Annotated in this window: 20 protein-coding genes, 1 tRNA gene and 1 pseudogene; 21 read left to right on the top strand and 1 reads right to left on the bottom strand. The window is 39.0% G+C overall.

What is annotated here, in order from left to right; translation table 11 throughout:
* The first annotated feature begins 71 nt into the window (after positions 1–71).
* The 21 genes and pseudogenes from J6O61_RS06445 to J6O61_RS06345 all read left to right on the top strand — a co-directional run bounded on the left by J6O61_RS06445 (position 72) and on the right by J6O61_RS06345 (position 18,936).
* Positions 72–3,032, top strand: coding sequence for a DUF6240 domain-containing protein (locus J6O61_RS06445; protein ID WP_292211007.1), 2,961 nt, complete (start codon positions 72–74; stop codon positions 3,030–3,032).
* Between the two features lie 33 nt (positions 3,033–3,065).
* Positions 3,066–4,319, top strand: coding sequence for a flagellin N-terminal helical domain-containing protein (locus J6O61_RS06440; RefSeq protein ID WP_292211005.1), 1,254 nt, complete (start codon positions 3,066–3,068; stop codon positions 4,317–4,319).
* Between the two features lie 65 nt (positions 4,320–4,384).
* Positions 4,385–4,861 carry a flagellar protein FliS gene (locus J6O61_RS06435; protein WP_292211003.1) on the top strand — a complete coding sequence of 159 codons (477 nt, stop codon included), beginning with the start codon at positions 4,385–4,387 and terminating at the stop codon, positions 4,859–4,861.
* 122 nt (positions 4,862–4,983) lie between these two features.
* Positions 4,984–5,388 (top strand): prepilin peptidase, encoded by a 405-nt coding sequence (locus J6O61_RS19720; protein WP_442861698.1) that lies wholly within the window; start codon positions 4,984–4,986, stop codon positions 5,386–5,388.
* Complete coding sequence (locus J6O61_RS06425; protein ID WP_292210999.1) at positions 5,385–6,413, top strand: hypothetical protein; 1,029 nt, start codon at positions 5,385–5,387, stop codon at positions 6,411–6,413. Before J6O61_RS19720 ends, J6O61_RS06425 begins: the two co-directional genes overlap by 4 nt.
* Before the next feature lie 40 nt (positions 6,414–6,453).
* On the top strand, positions 6,454–7,632 hold the full coding sequence (locus J6O61_RS06420; protein WP_292211023.1) for a CpaF family protein: 1,179 nt from the start codon (positions 6,454–6,456) through the stop codon (positions 7,630–7,632).
* Complete coding sequence (locus J6O61_RS06415; RefSeq protein ID WP_292210997.1) at positions 7,577–8,341, top strand: type II secretion system F family protein; 765 nt, start codon at positions 7,577–7,579, stop codon at positions 8,339–8,341. The genes J6O61_RS06420 and J6O61_RS06415 overlap by 56 nt, the downstream gene beginning before the upstream one ends.
* Before the next feature lie 23 nt (positions 8,342–8,364).
* On the top strand, positions 8,365–9,822 hold the full coding sequence (locus J6O61_RS06410; protein ID WP_292210995.1) for a type II secretion system F family protein: 1,458 nt from the start codon (positions 8,365–8,367) through the stop codon (positions 9,820–9,822).
* A 55-nt stretch (positions 9,823–9,877) separates the two neighbouring features.
* Positions 9,878–10,096, top strand: coding sequence for a Flp1 family type IVb pilin (locus J6O61_RS06405; RefSeq protein WP_292210993.1), 219 nt, complete (start codon positions 9,878–9,880; stop codon positions 10,094–10,096).
* Positions 10,080–11,519, top strand: coding sequence for a DUF5702 domain-containing protein (locus J6O61_RS06400; protein WP_292210990.1), 1,440 nt, complete (start codon positions 10,080–10,082; stop codon positions 11,517–11,519). The genes J6O61_RS06405 and J6O61_RS06400 overlap by 17 nt, the downstream gene beginning before the upstream one ends.
* A 10-nt stretch (positions 11,520–11,529) precedes the next feature.
* A complete protein-coding gene (locus J6O61_RS06395; RefSeq protein WP_292210987.1) occupies positions 11,530–12,399 on the top strand; it encodes a hypothetical protein in 870 nt (289 codons plus the stop codon).
* A 1-nt stretch (position 12,400) separates the two neighbouring features.
* Positions 12,401–12,832: a prepilin peptidase gene (locus tag J6O61_RS06390; protein ID WP_292210984.1), complete on the top strand. Its 432-nt coding sequence runs from the start codon at positions 12,401–12,403 to the stop codon at positions 12,830–12,832.
* Entirely contained in the window at positions 12,825–13,283 is a 459-nt protein-coding gene (locus J6O61_RS06385) for a hypothetical protein (RefSeq protein WP_292210982.1), read from the top strand. Before J6O61_RS06390 ends, J6O61_RS06385 begins: the two co-directional genes overlap by 8 nt.
* A 1-nt stretch (position 13,284) precedes the next feature.
* Positions 13,285–14,649, top strand: a complete 1,365-nt coding sequence (locus J6O61_RS06380) for a DUF6382 domain-containing protein (RefSeq protein ID WP_292210980.1) — start codon at positions 13,285–13,287, stop codon at positions 14,647–14,649.
* Positions 14,650–14,687: 38 nt separating this feature from the next.
* Positions 14,688–15,698: an SCP2 sterol-binding domain-containing protein gene (locus tag J6O61_RS06375; RefSeq protein WP_292210978.1), complete on the top strand. Its 1,011-nt coding sequence runs from the start codon at positions 14,688–14,690 to the stop codon at positions 15,696–15,698.
* 30 nt (positions 15,699–15,728) lie between these two features.
* The gene (locus J6O61_RS06370) at positions 15,729–16,361 is read left to right on the top strand and encodes a rhomboid family intramembrane serine protease (protein WP_292210973.1); all 633 of its coding nucleotides are present in this window, start codon (positions 15,729–15,731) and stop codon (positions 16,359–16,361) included.
* Positions 16,361–16,765, top strand: a complete 405-nt coding sequence (locus tag J6O61_RS06365; RefSeq protein ID WP_292210971.1) for an HIT family protein — start codon at positions 16,361–16,363, stop codon at positions 16,763–16,765. Before J6O61_RS06370 ends, J6O61_RS06365 begins: the two co-directional genes overlap by 1 nt.
* Positions 16,766–16,855: 90 nt before the next feature.
* Positions 16,856–17,698 (top strand): fumarate hydratase, encoded by an 843-nt coding sequence (locus J6O61_RS06360; RefSeq protein WP_292210968.1) that lies wholly within the window; start codon positions 16,856–16,858, stop codon positions 17,696–17,698.
* Between the two features lie 130 nt (positions 17,699–17,828).
* A complete protein-coding gene (locus J6O61_RS06355; protein WP_330613733.1) occupies positions 17,829–18,362 on the top strand; it encodes a Fe-S-containing hydro-lyase in 534 nt (177 codons plus the stop codon).
* A 24-nt stretch (positions 18,363–18,386) separates the two neighbouring features.
* Positions 18,387–18,728, top strand: a pseudogene (locus tag J6O61_RS06350) (MGMT family protein); the annotation flags it as partial.
* Between the two features lie 120 nt (positions 18,729–18,848).
* Positions 18,849–18,936: transfer RNA gene (locus J6O61_RS06345), tRNA-Ser, on the top strand.
* Positions 18,937–18,953: 17 nt separating this feature from the next.
* Here J6O61_RS06345 and J6O61_RS06340 read toward each other — a convergent pair.
* Positions 18,954–20,294, bottom strand: a complete 1,341-nt coding sequence (locus J6O61_RS06340) for an MATE family efflux transporter (protein WP_334299800.1) — start codon at positions 20,292–20,294, stop codon at positions 18,954–18,956.
* Between the last annotated feature and the right edge of the window lie 512 nt (positions 20,295–20,806).

The following is a 20,806-nucleotide window of genomic DNA, read 5'->3' as shown; positions in this document are numbered from 1 at the left end:
GAAATAGAAGGTGATGGATGATATATCCATCACCTTTTTTCGCATAAACAAGTTTTCGTAGAAAGGCAATTATGAGTTTATCTTTTCAAACCATTGGCGATAAGAGGCCAGCAAACGAACAGAATATAAAAAGCACGGAAGTAGATAATAAATTTTTTACAGGAGCAGCCAAAGCAGAAACCCCAAAGGTAAAATCATTTTTGGTTGACTTGGATTCAAGCTTTTATAGCAGCGATGCATATGCACAGAATGGAAAAAATCTTGAAGATATTCAAAAGCTTGCACAGAATACGGATGTTCAAAACAATCATAATTATATGGCTCTTTTATCGAATACCATGTCAGATGAAGACTATGCAGCTGTACTGGAAGGCGGATTTGATTTTGGTAATTTAAATAGTGCAGAAACTGTAACAATTGTGGACAAAATAAAGAGTGTTCTCTTGGAATCCGGTAAAGTTATCACAGGCTACAATGATGATCTTAGTCTGGATAAGCTTGAAAAGATTACAGGCAGCAGGTCTTTTGCAGCAGAGCTACAAAAGAGTTTTTCAGAAAATGATATTCCTGTTACAACCAAAAACGTTACTGAAGCGAAGCAGGCATTTGAGCAGATTTCAGATATTGAAAAAATAGATGACTCTGCAGTCAAATACCTTGTTGTTAATGGAAAAGAGCCTACGATAAATAATATCTATCTGGCACAGCACAGTACCAATGGACAAAATGCAAGTGGACGTGGTTTCTATGCTCAGGATAGCTATGGATATTATGCCAAAAAGGCAGATAACCTTGATGTTGAGCAGGTTCTTCCACAGATTGAAAAGATAGTTGAAGAAGCAGGATATGATAAGACTGATGAGAGCAAAATAGAACAAGCAAAATGGACTATAGAGCAGGGAATACCTCTTACAAAAGAGAATTTTGAAGCAGTAATTGATATTAAAGAGATAGAGTTTCCTGTGACGACGGAACTTGGCGCCAAGGCTATTGCTGCAGCTTTAGCGGATGGAAAAGAGGCCCAAGATGCAAATCTGCATGCTCCGGTAAGCTCGATAAAAAAGATGTTGAGCACCAGATTAGAGCTTGAAGAAAATAGAATAAAAATGAGCGCTGACGCCAATATAAAAATGGCAGACAAAGATTTTTCAATTGACTTAAAGCCAATGGAAAAACTTGTAGAACTCATAAAGGAAGAGTTAAAAGTTCTTCAAAATGAGGAAGCCGGAAAAATTATAGATGAGAAAACTCAGGTCAATGATGCCAATAAAGAATATGTTTTAAGCATGACAATGACCAGAGTAGATATTATCAGGCAGGGACCTGCAGATGTAACCGGCGCTATACTTGATCAGTTTGAAAGTGCAACGCTTACAGAAATCAGCGATATTTCTTTAGAACTGTCTCAGAAATACAAGATGGCGAAAGAAGGCTATGAAAAAATGGAAACTGCTCCAAGGGCAGATCTTGGAGACAGTATAAAAAAGGCCTTTAGAAATGTAGATGAAATACTTGCTGATCTTGGCAAAGAAATTACTGAAGACAACAGAAGAGCTATAAGGATTTTGGGCTACAATGCACTTGAGATAAATGAAGAGAATTTTGAAAAAATCAGGGCGTACGATCTCAGACTTAAAGAAACGATAGAAAGACTCAAACCCGGAGCAGTGCTGGATTTAATTCGTCATGGGAAAAATCCTCTGGGTATGACTGTAGAAGAATTATCAAAAGAGCTTGATCAAAATCAGTTCGGAAATAATAATAACGATTCCGGCAAAAAATCGGATGAGAAATACGCAAAATTTCTTTATAAGTTGGAAAAAACGAATGGAATAACCGTGGAAGAAAGAAAATCATTTATCGGTATTTACAGGCTTTTCCACAACATAAAGGCAAATGATTATAAAGCAATAGGAGACCTTTTAAAAACCGGAAGAGAGATGACTTTGGGAAATCTCCTTGATGCCACAAGAACGCAGATAAAGGCAGCGAAGGGAATTGATTTTAAGGTAGATGATGAGTTTGGAGGTCTTGATCTCATTGGCAATGTGGAAGGGGAAAGAATTGATGAACAGATAGAATCTGCATTCATATTTTATAAGGCGCATGCCGATATAGTATATGAAAATCTTGAACCTGAAAAACTTAAGGTTGCTAATCCCAAAAACAAAACTCTATTAGAAGAGCTGTCACAAAATCTTGATAAGCAGGAAATTGATGAGGAACTTGAGAAGGCTTATAGGACTGAAACCTTAAGACATATCAGAGCAGTGGTCTCATCAAGGGAAGCCCAGGCTGCTATAGATGAAACGGAGACTACACAGATTGAGTTAAATTTCAATAATCTGGAAGCTGTTATTGAAAATAGAAGAGAGCGAAGAAGAGGAAAATTCTGGGATAAGGCAACAGAGTTTGATGAATCAATCAAAAAAGAAGAGGAAGATCTTCTAACACTGCTTGATGAGGAGGGGTATGAAGATTCATACAAACAAAAGCTTGATCAAATTGCAGAAAAACTTACAGATACTCTGATGAGTGCAGAAGACAGCTACATTGATGTAAGAGCTATAACTCTCATGCAGAAACAGATATCAGTCATGCAAAAAGCATCGGAAAATGCCTCCTTTGATGTTCCTGTTGAAATAGATGGAAGTAGCATTTCGATGCATATCACATTAAAAAGTGATGACACGAATAAATCAAGAATGGATGCAAGCATTCAGACTTTTGAGTATGGACTTATAACAGCCAGTCTTTATGAAGAGAGTGGACTAATAAAAGGAATGATCACAACTTCGATGCCGGAAGTCAGTGAAGAGGCTGAATATCTTGGTAATGTAAAAGCGAAGCTGTGCAGTAAACTTTCAGAAAAGATAAAGGATTTGGGTGTAGACCGGAATCAGATAGGAATCCTTTACGGGGCAAAGTTGAATCAAAACAGAAGCACAGGCAGTGCAAGGTCTGTGGATAGAAAAATAACAAACACAGATACTCTACTCAAAATGGCAAAGGCATTTATCGAAGCTCTTTAAAAATGACAAAACACGAGCAGAAATGAGGTAAAAATGAAAGTTAACTACAACGTATCAGCTATGATAGCACATAATTCACTTCAGAAAAATGATAAGCTCCTATCAGAGTCTTTGGAGAGATTATCAAGTGGTCTTAAGATTGCAAATGCTAAAGATAATCCATCCGGTCTTGCAATGTCCAGAAGAATGAATTCCCAGATAGAAGGACTTGGAGTAGCAAATGACACTTCAAATGATGCAATTTCAATAGTACAGGTTGCAGATGGAACACTTTCTGAAATTCATGATATATTACAGCGAATGAATCAGCTGTGCGTTCAGGCAAGTACAGGAACTCTTACCGATGATGACAGAAAAATAATTCAGTCTGAAATAACTTTGCTAAAAGATGAAGTTGATAGAATGGCTGGAACTACCCAGTTTAATGGGCAGAATATTCTTGATGGGTCATTTGATCTAAAAGGATATGTAAAAGGAACCGGAACAGTTACAAAGGCAGATGGCACAACAGAAGTTTATGAAGACAAGACAATTATGAGTATTGGAGTTGTAAGTTACTCTGATAATATGGAAGCCGGAAATTATCGTGTTGTAAAAACTGATGGCAGCCAATTGTCATTTACACATTCAGCTGATGTCATAGGACCTACAGGTGTAGAAAAAAATTACCTTCTGGATGCCGAAGGAAATTACTATACCAAAAACAGTACGCTTACAGATATGCAAATTCAAAAGCTGGGGACGGATGGAAATTATTATAATTATTTTTCCAGTGACATTATGGCTACCGTAAATGAGGATATCATTACATTCTCTGATCGTGATGGAAAAGAAATAAAACTTCAGGTCGGGGATACATATGAAGGAGATTTATATCTGGAACTTACAGCAAAAGGAGCCATGACTATGCAGGTTGGCGCCAATGAAGGGCAGACACTTGATATAAGAGTTCCCAAAGTATCTATTACAACGCTTGGAATATACAATCTTGATGTAACTACGGAAGAAGAAGCAAGGCTTGGAATTGACAATGTAAAAGATGCTATTGCAGCTGTTAGTGCAGTCAGAAGCAGACTTGGAGCATATCAGAACAGGCTTGAACATACTACAAGCAGTCTCGATGTGACAGTTGAAAACATGACAGCAGCGTATTCAAGAATTATGGATGTTGACATGGCTGAAGAAATGACAATTTATTCAACGCAGCAGGTTCTTTCTCAGGCAGGAACATCTATGATGGCTCAGGCCAATGAGAGGCCTTCTCAGGTATTGCAGCTTTTGCAGTAACATATGTAGACGGCATAAGTAAAAATGATTGCTATAAAACTTATGCACAATGAAATGAGGTACGTATGACTCAGGAGAGAAAACAGGAATTTACTCTAAAAATCACACAGGCCAATAAAACTCAGATGATAACTATATTATATGAGATAACCATCGATTATCTTGAAGAGGCTATGGATGAGATAAGTATCGGAAAAAAAGAAGAAGGTTTAAACAGTTTAATGAAAGCGCAGAACTGTCTGGACGAACTTATCCGTTCGGTAAATCTGCATACAGATTTAGGGAAAACGCTTCATAAACTTTACATTTTTTCCAAAAAAGAATTAATAGCATCCGGCGCATCATTCAGTCTTCATAGAATATGGAGAGTTAAGCAGAATTTCAGGGCACTTCATGAAGCATACCTGGAGCTTGAAAAAAAAGATGACAGTGAACCTATGATGGGCAACACGCAAAAGGTATATGCAGGGCTTACCTATGGAAAAAACAGCCTAAATGAAGATGTCACAGCAGTTTCCATGAATAGAGGCCTTATGGCTTGAAAAATATTATGCAAAATGCTGATTCGGAAAAAGGGGGTTTACAACAAAACATTAATTTGCTAAATTCTATAGTCGCGAGCTCGAAGAAAATCGGAAAGGAGTGAGCTTATATAGATACGGTTTTGTTGACCTTCTTGTCCGGAGCAGTATTTACCGATCTGTACAAAGACAAGATTTATAATTTCTGGGTGATTCCGGGATTACTTGCAGGAATCATCACAGCAGCCTTGGGGGGGCTGGAATCTCTGCTGGCTGCAATAACAGCAATCGCATTTTCGCTTGTTATATTGCTTCCGGTATATCTTTTTAAAGGCATTGCCGCAGGAGATGTTAAATTATTCATGACGGCAGCATCCTTTATGTCAGTGCAGGACACTTTTTCCTGCATCATTCTATCATTTCTGATAGCTGGTATTATTTCAATCTTTATTATTTTTTTAAAACGAAAATCAAGAAAAAAGAGAACAATTCACTTTGCGGTACCGGTGCTCATAAGTGCTTTGTTTATTATTGGAGGTACGCTATGACAAGGCCACTGCTAACGCTCTGTGATCTTGATGAGACCTATTGCGGAAGGCTTTATGAGTATTTGAAAGAAAACTTAAAATTAAAATTTAATATTCAAGCATTTACAACAGTGGATATTCTGGTGGATTATTCCAGAAAAAACACATCATCTCTTCTGGTCGTTTCGGAGTCAGCCTTTGAGGAACTTGGTAAGGTGTTGGGACAAAACCTTTTTAAGAACATCCTTGTGTTGGACGAAGAAGCAGGGATTCTAAGAGAAGAGGAAAACCGCTTTGATGACAGGAATATCATTCATACTACAAAATACCAGAAAGCGGGAAAAATTGTGGATACGATTATTGATTTCTGTGCAGAAAAAGCAGAGTCTTTTGAAGGTCTGACCGTGGGAATTTCGGACAATGAAGGCACTGTGATAGGATTGTTTTCACCTGTATCAAAATGTGGACAGACAACTTTAGCATTGAAGATGGGCGACGTTTTATCTTCCTCTGGAAAAACGATTATGCTTAGCTTTGACAGTTTTTCTTCACTCCCACAAAAACTTGATGCAGAGGCAGACGGAACCATTAATGATCTGATGTACTATGCCGAGGAAGATAAAAATAAGTTCTGTATCTATCTGGAAAAAATTAAAAGATCCATTGGAAATATAGATGTGATTCCTCCGGCTAAAATAGCGATGCAGATCAAAGAAATAGATTATGATTCTCTCAAAATGCTTCTTGGACTTCTTATTCACGATGCCGGGTATAAGTATGTGATACTTGATCTTACGGAATATCCCAATGGCTTTTTTGATATTTTAAGGCTTTGTAACAAGCTCTTTACTATTACACGACCCAATAGTGCTGATGCTTACAGAGTCGAAGCATATGAAGATGTCTTAAGATTAAATGGACATGAAGATATTTTGGCATCGACAATCAAAGTGGTAATACCTGATCTGAGGGAAGGTGCTGCAGTATCAAGGTATGTAAAAGAGCTGCTTAAGAGGGAGGGGCTTATTAGTGACAAGACAACTTGATGAGCTTAAATCCAGAGTTAAGCAGAGAGTAATTGGAGATATGGATTTTTCAAAAGACATATCTGATGAAGAAATGCTTGAACTTATAGACAAGGCGCTGTATGAAGAAATAAGGCATTTATCCGTATCTACTCAGGAAAGAAAGCATGTCAGAATGCAGACCTTTTACTCCATAAGGAAACTGGATGCACTTCAGGAACTTCTGGACGATCCGGATGTGACGGAAATAATGGTAAATGGGACAGAGAACATCTTTGTGGAGAAGAAAGGCGCTATATTCAGGAGTAAAGCCAGATTTGAATCTGAGGAGAAGCTTCAGGATGTTGTTCAGCAGATTGTAGCCTCCTGTAACAGGGTAGTAAATGAAGCATCACCTATAGTTGATGCCAGAATTTCCGGTTCGAGAATAAATGTGGTTCTCAATCCGGTGGCAATAAATGGCCCCATAATAACCATAAGACGCTTTCCGCAAAATCCATTTACGATGGACAATCTCATAGAACTTGGAGCATTATCCGAATATCTGAAAGAATACCTCAAAATTCTTGTAAAGGCGGGGTATAACATCTTTATATCAGGTGGTACCGGATCCGGTAAAACCACATTTCTAAATGCACTTTCCAACTTTATCCCCAAAGATTTGCGACTGATAACAATTGAGGACAATGCAGAGCTTCAGATAAGAGAGGTTCCAAACCTGGTCCAGCTTGAAGCAAGAAATGCCAATGTTGAGGGCTGTAGGGAAATTACCATAAGGGATCTCATAAAATCTTCGCTTCGAATGCGCCCTGACTGGATTGTAGTTGGAGAGGTAAGAGGCGAAGAAACCGTTGATATGCTTCAGGCTATGAATACAGGTCATATGTCAATGTCCACAGGTCATGCCAACAGTGCAAAAGATATGCTATCAAGGCTTGAAACGATGGTGCTCATGGGAATGGAAATTCCGCTATCTGCTGTGAGAGGCCAGATTTCATCCGGGATTGACATCATAGTTCACTTGGGGAGGCTTAGGGACAGATCGAGAAAACTTTTGGAAATATGCGAGTTGGAAAAAGAGCTGGATCCTGTAACGGGAAAAATATGTGTCAACAGATTGTTTGAATTTAAAGAAGAAAATGTGGATAACTATGGAAAAATAATAGGCTCATGGAGGAAAACCGGTGAACTTAAGAACACTGAAAAGCTATTGGCAGCAGGTTTTAGATTACCGACCTGATAAGAACGATATACCTGTTTTACTTCAGAGCATAGGGATAGCGGTTTTATTTGGAAAGGTATTTTATGATTCATACATAGCAATGATTGCATTGCTTCCTCTTTCCGTGTGGTGTTTTTTTCACCGGAAAAGGATACTTAAAGAGAGACAAACAAGGCTTTTGGGGATTCAGTTCAAAGATGTGATGTCTGCAGTACTTACGAGCCTTAAAGCCGGTTATTCTGTAGAAAATGCATTCAGAGAAGCCACTAAAGATATTGAATTACTTTATGGAAAAGCAAGTCTGATCTGCAATTATTTGCACAAGATACTAAAGGGGTTGAAAAATAATGTTCCACTCGAAAAGCTTCTTTACAGTTTTGGAACAGAAAGTGGAAATAAAGACATTATGGAATTTGCTGCGGTATTTGCTGTGGCGAAAAGAAGCGGCGGAAATCTCACAGAGATAATAGCAAGGACCATATCGGTTATTTCAAGAAAAATGGAAGTTGAAAAAGAAATTGAAGTTCTGGTCAGTGCCAAAAGGATGGAAGCCGGAATAATGAATGGCGTTCCATTTTTCATAATATTCTACATAAATCTTACAAGCAGAGGATTCTTTGAACCTTTGTATCACAATGTCTTTGGGATAGCTCTGATGACAATCTGTATGACTGTATATATTGCAGCATATCTTTTATCTGAAAAGATAGTAAACATCGTAGTTTAATATGCCAAATAAGGAAGGAAAGAATGATTGTTTTATATTTGATACCGCCTGTTGTCATTTTTGTTTTGTGGATCAAGGCAAAAGAAATGGAGCTCCCTGAGAAGATAACTGAAGATGGAATCAGCAGAGAGTTTTTAAAGGTGGCTCTTTTTATCTATACGAAATTCAGTAAGAAAAAAAGCCCTCTTGAAAAAGGCAGGATAAGAGGATACCTTGCGGCACTTAATAATCGAAAAGACATCGAACAGATGGAAACCGAATACTATATACGCAAGATTTCAGTTGTTCTGGTGGTAATACTTGCCGGATGTTTTTTAGCGGCGGCAATGTTCGTAAGTAATAGAAATAGTAAGTATCTTGAGGACGGGAAGGTCCTATACAGAAAAAACTATGGGGAAGGTGAGTTTGAGGCTGGTCTTCTGGCCAAAGATGAAGCCGGAGAGGAAATTGGAGAATACGATTTTCTGGTTAATGAAAGACTTTACACGGCAGAGGAAGCGAATGAACTTTTTGAAGAAGCGTGTAAAGTGGCTGAGCAGCTGGTGTTAAAAGATAATCCGACATTTGATGAGATAAGAGATGACATAAACCTTATAGATAAAATTCCGGGGTATCCATTCAGGATTTCATGGAAGCTTGATAATTTTGAACTTATGCATCAGGATGGGACTCTTATAAAGGACAAGATTCCCAAGGAAGGTGCGATAGTTAGTGTAACGGCAATTTTCAAGTATAACGGGCAGACCTGGAGCCGGGAATATGTAATGAGGCTGCTTCCTAAAGTTCTTTCACCGAAGGAACTATTCTCACAAAATTTGGGAAAACTGTTAACGGAAACAGATGGGAAATCTACTTACGATGAAAAAATCATACTTCCGGTTGAATGCGAAGGAAAAACTGTAGTGTGGTCAGAAAAAATAGAAGATAACAGCATTCTCATATTGCTTCTTGCATTAATTGGCGCGTGTCTGTGCTACGTAGTGAAAGACAGGGAGCTTAAGAGTGAAATGGAAAAAAGAAATATGCAGATGCTTGCTGATTATCCACAGCTGGTTTCTCAGCTGACTCTTTATCTTGGAGCCGGAATGACAATGAGAAATATTTTTGAAAAACTAAGTAAAAACTATGTTAAGGAAAGAGAAACAGGTGGGGAAAAGCACTTTGCATATGAAGAGCTGGTAAGAGCGCACAGAGAGCTTGTAAGCGGAATATCAGAAAATGATGTTTACGAAAGATTTGGAATTAGATGTACAAGTCAGCAGTATTCAAGGCTCTCAACCCTTTTGTCACAGAATTTAAGAAAAGGTAACGGAGAGCTGTTAAAGGCTCTTAATGAAGAATCCAAACATGCTTTCAATGAAAGAATGGACAATGTCCGAAAGCTCGGAGAAGAAGCGGGGACAAAGCTCCTTCTCCCAATGATAATGATGTTGCTGGTGGTCATGGTAATAATCATGATACCTGCATATATGGCATTTTGAGTATTAGCAGGAAATTGCTTTTACGAATATAGCGCAATGCGCAAAAGGAGGAAAAATGAATAAATTAGTAAAAAAGGCAAAAGTAATAGGAAAAGAGGTTTTTAGAGGAGTTAAAAATTTCTGGAATGACGAATCAGGAATGGGAACTGTTGAAGTAATCCTGATTATCGTGGTTCTGATCGGCCTGGTAATTGTGTTCAAGGAACAGATTTCAGGTATTGTCGAAGATGTCTTTAAGACTATCAGGGAAGAAACCCGTGCGGTTACAAACTAAAGGGTATCTTACTGTCTATTTATCCCTATCTATCACAATCATTCTGTCTCTTATCCTGGTTCTGTATGAAGGAGCCAGGATTGGAGCAGTAAAAATGAAGACAGAATGTGTGGCAGACATCTCCATGAATTCTGTCTTGGCAGAGTATAACAGACAGCTTTATGAACAATATGGGCTTCTTATGGTAGATACTTCTTATGGCACAGAAAATCACACAATAGTTAATACTGAAGAACATCTTCGTAATTATGTGCAGAAAAATCTTGAACTATCTCTTCCGGGAAGAGCCCTTGGCAGAAATACAATGCTTGGAATGTATTGCAAAGATGCCAGAATAAGCGGAAGCTCTTTTGCCACTGACAATGGTGGAGCAGTTCTAAATAGGCAGATCCTGTCTTACATGGGAGCGGATATTATCGGAGGAGCAGTATCACAGGTTGAAGAAAATGTAAAAAGCCTTAAAGAAGCAGAGCTTGATACCACCGATGTGAATGAAATGGCAAGAGAAAACCAGGAGCAGATAGATGCTATTGAGCTTCCTACCATCGTTAACGAAGATGGCGAAGAAGAACAGATAAGCCTTGGAAATCCGGCAGATACTGTCAACTCTCAGCGAGGAATAGGCGCACTTAATCTTGCGGTCCGTGATAAGTCGCGGATTTCAAATGCATCAGTTAATCTGACTGAATATGCATCCCACAGAGAACAGAATAAAGGTACAGGACTGAGTGACAATCTCGATATATCTTTACCTCAAAGGGCACTTATTGAGCAGTATTATTACGAAAAATGTGGATACTTTGGAGAGGAAATGGATAAGTCTTTGCTTAAGTATCAGCTTGAGTACCTGGCTTTTGGGCAGAACAGTGATTATGCAAACCTTGAAAAGGTAGCTGAAATGCTTTTGTTTTGGAGACAGGCATCAAACATGCTATACCTTTTTAACTGCAGAGCTAAAGTGGACGCGGCGGATCTGGCAGCATCTCTTTTGACTGCGGTAATGCTGGTTCCGGAATTGAAAGAGCTGGTTAAGTATTCGATTCTTTTTGCATGGACTTTTGCAGAGAGCATCATTGATTTAAACACTTTGTTTAGTGGCGGAAGAGTTCCGTTGTTTAAAAGTGACGATACCTGGAACCTTGGTCTTGAAGCCATGTTTTCGTTTCGAGATCACATGGGCGGAGGTGAATGTGGGGAAGGACTTTATTACAAAGATTATCTGCGAATGATTGTTTTTATGACAAACTTTGATAAAAAGACTCAGCGACTTATGGACATTATGGAAATGGATATCAGAAAGACTGTGGGTAATGCGGAGTTTAGAATTGACCACTGCCTTGATTGTTTTAGGGCAGAGATTGAGATAGGAACAAGTTATGGGTATGAAGCCAGAATTGAGAGAGTGTATGGTTATGAGGAGTGAGGCGGAATTTATGGGAGCAGCTAAAGGCACTTCTTATAAAAATAAAAAAATAAAATCGCTTCTCCGGGTGATCAGAAAAGAAGTGCCTCTAACTGCTTCTATGACCCTTGAAGCATCAATAGCCCTTCCGCTTTTTATATTCTTTTTTGCAAATATCCTCATGCTTTTTAATATTATTAAAATCCAATGCGATATTGAAGCGGCGCTTCATCAAACCGGAAGTGAAATGATGCTTATGGCTTTTGATGAAAGAAGCATAGAAGAAACTGTCGGAACTGAGGATACAGTATTGAGTACGGCAATTGGGGCAGTTTCGACGCTTTATGCACAAAAGAATGTGGAAAACTATCTTGGAGAAGAACTGACAAAGGGGATAGTAGCAGGAGGAAAGCTCAATTTTCTCTCATCCCAAATCTTACTTGGTGATGATTATATAGATATTGTCGCATCCTACAAGGTAAAGCCTATGATACCGCTCATTGGTTTTAAAGAGTTTCCGGTTGAAGCAAGGTTTTTTGGCCATGCCTGGACAGGATATGATGTAACGGGAGAACATTCACATGAAGCACAGGGTGAAGAGATGGTCTATGTTACTGAACACGGAGAGGTCTACCACAGGGACATTAACTGCAAATACTTAAAGCTTGGTGTGCGAAGTATTGAATATGGCGGAATCAGGTCGGAGAGAAATGCCGATGGTTCAAAATACTATGCATGTGAATATTGTGGGCAGCAGGTCAAGGGCGGAAATGTATTTATCACAGATTATGGAAACAGATATCACAGCAAAGTCGACTGCCCGGGACTTAAAAGAAAAATCTATACAATACCAATTTCTGAAGTAGGTGGAAGACATGCCTGTAGTGGATGTGGAGGATGATATGAACAGCATTTTTACTATCGTACAGCTGGTGCTGCTTTTTGTGGCAGGCGTTTTTGATTTTAAGAAAAAAGAGATTTCGCTGCTGCTTATAATAGCCATGGCTGCAATTTCAATTGTTTGTGGGGTAATAGATGTATTTTTTGGCAAATCGTCGGCAAAAGAGATCCTTATCTGCCTAATTCCCGGCGCTTGTTTAATGATGCTTTCTCTCATAAGTCGCCAAAGCATAGGTATTGGAGACGGACTGATAGTAGCAGCCATCGGTCTTTGTTTTGGTATACACAGACTGGTGCTTGGGGTATCAATAGCTCTTTTCATAAGTGGGATAATGTCGATATTTTTGATAATTGTCAGGAAAGCGGGAAAAAAGGATTCTTTCCCCTTTGTGCCATTTATCTTTGTGGGAATGGTGGTGAGTATGTTTGCGTAAGGTTAAAGGATATATGACTCTTGAGGCATCACTTATTATGCCGATGGTCATATGCGTATTTGTAATAATAATGTCTTTTACCTATTACCTCTATGGCAGGTGCATACTGTCGCAGGATACATATATTCTGGCTTTTAGGGCAAGTATCGGCAGAGGTGAAGCCGGGGATAATAAAGCATCAATTGTTGCATCGAAAACAGATGATAAGCTTGGGAAAAAATATTTTGGCACAACCAAACCTACTATAAAAACCGAGGTAAAAGGAAAAGAAGTAATTGTAAGAGGGTATGCAAACGTAAGAAGCAGAGCCATGGGACGGTATTTTCTAAAGCCGAAAACAGGATGGGATTTTATGGCTGCAGGCAGAGCGAAGGATCTGGATTGCATACGGCATATAAGAAAGATAAAAAGATATAAAGATATAGGGACAGGCCTTTTAGATAGGAGATGAAATGGAATATAGATTTTACCGGGATTTAAAGCACAGTTACATGGTCTGTAGCTGTGCAGATAACGATGAAGATAATAATGATGTCAGATATCAGCTAAAGATTCTTGAAAGCGGCAGGATAAAAAGACTCATAAATTGTAACTTCAGGACGATTAATCAGGAGAATTTTTTATATTACGACATTACTTCCATGATAAATATTGCGGACAGATTTTCTTCCAGAGGATTGAGTAAAGAGCAGCTTATAACTCTTCTTTCCAATATGAAAGAAATGATGGAGAATTTGTCTGAATTTCTAATGGGAGATGAGGGAATTGTTCTTGATACCGGAAATGTGTTTGTAAATCTTTCAACTGGGGAATACAGCTTTATGTATTATCCGTATCTGAAAGAACAAAGAAGTTTTGAAGAATTTGCAGAACAGCTGCTTGATATTGTGGATCATGATGATGAAGCGGCGGTTGACATAATATATAATCTCTGTGATAAAGCGCATATAAAAGAGATGTTGTTTTTAGATATTTTGGAGGATATCCTTTCCAATAATATAGAAGAAACAGAAAATATTATTGAGAAAGAACCGGTTAAGACAAAAACTGTTGACCTTTATGAGAGCGATGATATTTATCCGGAAGAAGATGAAGGAGAGAGTAAAACCGAGAGCAGAATGGAGAGATCAGGTCGCAGCCTGGGCGGTAAGATGCAGATTCTGTTTTTCTTTATGTTTATGGCAGTTATTGCCGGAATAATGTATGTGAGGATGAACTATATTCTTACTAAGGAAGAAAATCTATTGTCAATAGGAATAATGTTTATTTCAGGAATCACCGGGACTGTAGCTCTTATAGGTGGCTTTAAGGCTATGCAAAAGCCTAAGGCAGCTGCAAATGATATAGAGGAGGATGCAGAAGAAGCAGAAGAAGAGAATTATGATGACTATGACGAATATGAGGATTTTGAGGCTTATAAAGCTCCGGTAAAAGTCACATCTAACTTTTCAGAAAAAAATTCATCTGATAGATCTGATGAATATGATAACAGTGAGACTGTTGTTCTGACCGATACCGAAGAAAAAGGGATGACACTTTACAGCACGAATCTGGATAAGACCATGAGAATCAGCCTTGATAAATTGCCTTTGACAATCGGAAAAATGGAAGGCTGTGTTGACAGAGTAATTTCTGACAGCAGTATTTCAAGAATACATTGCAGGATAATCAAAGATCTGCATGGGATTGCTCTTATAGATCTTGGCTCAACAAATGGTTCTTTTGTTAACGGATTGAAAATAGCAGCTCAGAAAAAGACGTATATTGATGAAGGCGATGAAGTTAAATTGGGCAGAATTTGTTTTGACCTTCGATAAATGTGATATACTATTTTTAACTGGTTGGAGGGGTGTTCATGAATATTAATATCTATTACGGCGGAAGGGGAATCATCGACGATCCCACTTTAAGCGTTATCTCGCAGATCACGGCAGTTTTACAAGAATTAAATGTCAAAGTGCAGCAGTATAATCTATACGAACAAAGAAATGGAATAACTTCGTTGCCGAATACATTGAAGGATGCAGATGGAGTCATATTGGCGTCAACTGTTGAATGGTTTGGCGTTGGTGGCTACATGATGCAGTTTTTGGATGCATGTTGGCTATATGGTGATAAAGAGAAAATAAGACAGATATACATGGCACCTATAGTCATGTCCACTACCCATGGAGAGCGAGAAGGAATGATGAGTCTTGCTGCGGCGTGGGAGATGCTTGGCGGACTTCCCTGTGAGGGAATTTGTGGCTATATTGCTGATACCACAAAGCTTGAGAACAGCTCGGAATATACCAAGATAATAGATAAAAAAGCTGAAAATATTTATAGGACAATCAATCAGAAGATGCCTGTTTTTCCTGCAAGTAATCAGGCGGTTATAAATAAGGTTGCTGTTGCAAACAGCATAGACCTTACACCGCAGGAATCTGAGCAGCTTTCAGAGTATGCTTCCGATGACAAATATGTCAAAAAACAAAAGGAAGATCTTCAGGAACTGGCAAGCATTTTTAGAGATAAGATGGGGCAGGATGGTGCGGCATCAGGGAATTCTGAGGAATACGCCAAAGTGCTTCTTAAGAAATTTACTCCTGTAGCAGGCATAAATGCCAAGTATAGAATTAATTTCACGGAAGGTGGGAAACTTAAGCCTATCATTATCGAGATTGACAATTCAAAGTGCAGTTGTCGTGTGGCAGAAGAAGACGGTTGTGATGTTATTATCACTACTGACCAGAAAATATTCGAGGAAATCCTTGATGGTCATATGACGTTCCAAAGAGCATTCATGGCCGGAAGCATCAAAATGAAGGGGGATTTCAAGCTTCTTAGAAGTATGGACCAGCTCTTTGAGCTTATGGAATCTTAATTGAAATTATGTTAGCTTTTGGTGACAGACATGCAGGATGAAGAATTTTGGGAGCGACAGAAACAAATCTATAAACATGCTTACGTTAGTATAGGCATATTTATTATAAATGTGATCATATTCATTGTAAGTCAGAACTTTGCCGAATGGATGTACAGTGACGGCACCATGGTGACAGAAAAAATATTGGGCGAAGGCGAGTTTTACCGTATATTTACTGCGATGTTTCTTCATGCAGATATAGACCATATCTGTAACAATATGGCTATTTTAATACTTGCAGGTGCAATTGTAGAAAATTATACTGGGCATATGTATTATGCAATTCTTTATTTGCTGTCCGGATTTTTTGGTAATATACTGTCCATGGCATATGAGATAAATAATGACCTTAGCTGGGTTTCAATTGGGGCAAGCGGCGCGATCATGGGAATTGTTGGCTTTCTTGTTGCCTGGATAATTGCCAACAGACGAACTTTTTTAAAACATATAGGAACAGTCGTAAGAATCGTGTTCCTTTTGGTGTTTGTGGTTGAAGCCTGCTTTTTTCAGCAGGGAGCAAATACGCCGGCACATCTTGGAGGGTTTCTTACAGGATTTGTGTTGGGAGTTATAAATATCGTAATACTTAGTAATAATAAAATCATGGAGGGACTAGCGTAATGGACGGATGTATTTTTTGTAAAATAGCAAATGGTGAGATTCCATCAAACACTATATATGAGGATGATGCTTTCAGAGTAATATTAGACAACGGCCCGGCAACTAAAGGTCATGCTCTCGTATTACCCAAATCTCACTATGCAGATCTTTTTGAGATACCTGAGGATACAGCAGCAGGTGCGGTTAAGGTTGCCAAAAAAGTTGCCGCTCTCATGAAAGAAAAGCTTTCCTGTGATGGGCTTAACCTTGTGCAGAATAATGGACCTGTTGCGGGGCAGACCGTAATGCATTTTCATCTCCATGTAATTCCCAGATATGAGAATGATGGACAAAAGATCCTTTGGAATCCTACAAGTCCTTCAGCAGAAGAGCTTGCCAATATCAAAGATACAATAATTGGCTAATGCCGGATAATATAAAGTAAGAGAACGTGATTTCCCGGAGCTTATAATGAGCTCTGGGAAAAAATATAATTGTAGATCCAAGGGGTACAAATGCGAGAAATTAATGTTTCAGAAATCACACGGGTAGTAAAAGAAATGTGTATCAGCGTTAACTACCGACTTTCTCCTGATATGCAGAAGGCGCTTGATAAGGCTTGGAATGATGAAGAGTCAGAACTTGGTAAAAAGATTTTATCCCAGCTTCAGGATAATTTGTATATTGCAGATAATGATCAGATTCCAATATGTCAGGACACCGGAATGGCGGTGTTCTTTTTTAAGGTTGGACAGGATGTACATTTTGTTGGTGGAGACCTTACAGAAGCTATCAATGAAGGCGTTCGTCAGGGATACAGAGAAGGGTATTTGAGAAAATCAGTAGTTGGAGATCCTCTCATTAGAAAGAATACAGGAGATAATACTCCGGCGGTGGTGCATTATGACATAGTACCGGGGGATAAAGTTATAGTTACATGTGCTCCTAAAGGATTTGGATCAGAGAACATGAGCCGGGTATTCATGCTTAAACCTGCAGATGGAGAAGAAGGCGTAAAGGCAGCAGTTGTTCAGGCAGTAAAAGATGCCGGCCCTAACGCGTGTCCTCCGATGGTTGTGGGAGTTGGTATTGGCGGTACATTTGAAAAGTGTGCAGAGATGGCAAAAGAGGCACTGACAAGACCGGTTGGCGAGCACTCCGATATAGATTATGTGCGCGATATGGAAGAAGAAATTCTTGGAAGGATCAATGAAACCGGTATCGGACCAGCAGGACTTGGAGGAAAAGTCACAGCACTTGCGGTGAATATCAATACTTATGCGACGCATATCGCAGGACTTCCGGTGGCAGTCAACATCTGCTGTCACGTAAACAGACATTTGACAAAAACTTTGTGACATCTAAGAGTCTATATTATGTTGGAAAAGCTCAGTATAATGGCCGGATAATTGTAGATAAAGGAAGTGCAAAGTTAAAAAATTAAGTACGTCGTGCTGATTAAATTTAAAGAATATGGAAGGCAATAGCATGGATATAGAATTACAGGCTCCCGTAGACAAAAATAAGGTAAAGAATCTTAAAGCCGGAGATATGGTTTATATTACAGGGACCATATATACTGCAAGAGATGCTGCTCACAAGCGAATGTATGAAGCTCTTGCCGCAGGAGACAAACTACCTATAAGCATGGAAGGAAACCTCATTTATTATATGGGGCCATCTCCTGCCAGAGAAGGCCGTCCAATCGGATCTGCCGGCCCGACAACAGCAAGCCGTATGGATAAGTATGCGCCTGCTTTGCTTGACTTGGGACTGGGTGGAATGATTGGAAAGGGAAAAAGATCTAAAGAAGTAATAGATGCCATGAAAAGAAACGGCGCAGTTTATTTTGCAGCCATTGGCGGCGCGGGAGCTCTTTTGTCAAAAGCAATTGTGGAATCGGAAGTTATAGCTTATGATGACCTTGGTACAGAAGCAATCAGAAAACTTAAAGTAGAGCGTTTTCCGGCTATAGTAGTTATTGATTCTACAGGTGAAAATCTGTATGAGAGAATTTCATGACCGGGAGCGGTGATGCAAACAAGAGAAGAAACAATAAAAAGCATGATCGGACAAAGTAATGATCCTGTGACGGACTCGCCCACTAAAAGAATTTATGAAGCGGTAAAACGTATTCCAAAAGGTCGTGTCGCTACTTACGGTCAGGTTGCGGAAATGGCCGGTAATAAAAGAATGTGTAGAGCGGTAGGAAATGCTTTGCACAATAATCCTGATCCGGATAATATACCGTGTTTTCGTGTAGTTAATGCTCAGGGAAAGCTTGCGGCGAATTTTGCATTTGGAGAAGGTGTACAGGAGAAACGTCTTACAGCCGAGGGAATTGAAGTAATTAATGGGAAAGTAGACTTGGATAAGTATGGAATATAATAAATACGTAGAAAATAATTGACAAAGCCTTTGGGTGTTTGTATAATTACATTTGCGTCTTGGTTATTATATATAGACGCATGAATTCAAAACCGCATATTGGTAGAGGGATTCAGGCATGGAGAAATACTCAAGTGGCTGAAGAGGCGCCCCTGCTAAGGGTGTAGACCGTTCGCGCGGTGCGCGGGTTCAAATCCCGCTTTCTCCGTTAAAAATAGCTCGCAGTTATGCGAGCTTTTTTGTTTTCTTTTTAATCATTTTTCCCCATTTGATGCGGTAGTATATGAGTTCTGTCAAACAGCAGGTAACCCAGCCTACGGGATATCCGAGGCCAACAAGAAGTGGTGTATTGTCTATATACCTGGTTACTACAAAGAGGTATATCTGCCTGATTACAACAAAGCATCCAATCATTATGAACATTGGACCTTTGGAATCGCCGCGACCTCTCAGGGCACCCGCAAGCGTGTGATTCACGCAGTTTGCAATAAGGAAAAAGACATTTGCGTGAATAAAGAGAGCCCCAAAGTCTATAACGGATTGATCTTTTGAAAACCAGCCAATTGCGGGTTCGGCAAAAACAAATAAAAGAGCAGCAATAACAACGGTAACTCCGACTGCTAAGAAGAGAGTTACCCGGGTTCCTCTGGAAGCCCTCTCATTTTTGCCGGCGCCTATATTCTGACTTACAAAGGTGGTTGCTGCCATTGCCATACTTGACATAGGCAGCATTATAAAAGTATCAAGCTTGTTGTAACTGCTCCATCCGGCCATGCAGCTGGAACCGAAGTGATTTATATAGGATTGGACAAAGACATTTGAGAATGCAGTAATGACAGATTGTATCCCGGCGGGAAGTCCAACTATGAAAATACTCTTAAGGATATCCTTATCAAATCTCATATCTTTCCAAACGAACTTATAAATTTCATTTGAAGTAGTCAAAAGAATAAGTACCATAACAGCAGATAAAAACTGGGAAATAATAGTAGCATAAGCTGCCCCATTTATGCCGAGTCTGAAGTACTTAACAAACAGAATATCCAAGATGATATTCATTATACTTGTAAACATAAGGAACAGCAGTGGTCGGGTAGTGTCTCCGACAGCCCTGAGTATAGCGCTTCCCATGTTATATATAAGTAGCCCGGAAAAACCCAGAAAATAGATCTGCAAATAAATCTGAGCCTGTCCAAAGACGTCTCTCGGAGTTTTCATAAATCTTAACATTGGATCAACTCCAAAGTACCCTATTGCTGTAAAAATGATGCAGAATAGGAATGTTGTGGTAATGGTGGTCTCAATAGCAGCATGCAGTCTGTCTGAATTCTTTGATCCAAAGAATCTCGAGATCACAACTCCTGCACCTATTGAAAAGCCATTAAAGAAAAACACCAGCATGTTGACGATCATTGATGTGGCACCAACTGCAGCCAATGCTTCTTTTCCTACATAATTTCCAACAACTATGGAGTCCACTGTGTTATACAGCATCTGAAAAATATTTCCAAACATCAGTGGTATAGAGAATAGAAGGACTTGCTTTATAATAGAACCTTCTGTCATATTTCTTGTTTTTGTCTTTGTGTTTTGCATAGATCACCTTATTATTATGATTTTCTTCATTATACAATTTATGCCTATGTGTTGCACAAGGATTATGCGACCACAAAGAATAGTAGTTTAGCCAGAAAATGCTACTAGATAATGTATTAAAAACATTAATAAAAATTTCTTAAAAAAGTTGTTGCATTTGGTATGACGCTTTGCTATAATAACTTTTGCCCGCTTGAGAGAGGGGCAAGAAAGCCGAGAATTAAGCGGTTTTCAAAAAATGAGTTTGAAAAAACTCAAAAAAATAATTTAAAAAAGTTGTTGACAAACATCTGAAGCTGCGATATACTAAATGAGTTGCTGCTGAAGAGCACAACAACAAAGCACCTTGACAAATAAACAGTAATGCAACCCTGAAAAATTCCAAGAGAATTATTCAGAACAAAGATTAGTAAATTAACGGACAGAACGAAAGCCAAGCTTAAGTTTTGACCAGATCAAACTTTTAAACGTGAGAGTTCGAT

The sequence above is a fragment of the Butyrivibrio sp. genome (assembly GCF_017635265.1).
Taxonomy (GTDB): domain Bacteria; phylum Bacillota; class Clostridia; order Lachnospirales; family Lachnospiraceae; genus Butyrivibrio.
This window is presented reverse-complemented; position numbering and strand designations above follow the sequence as displayed.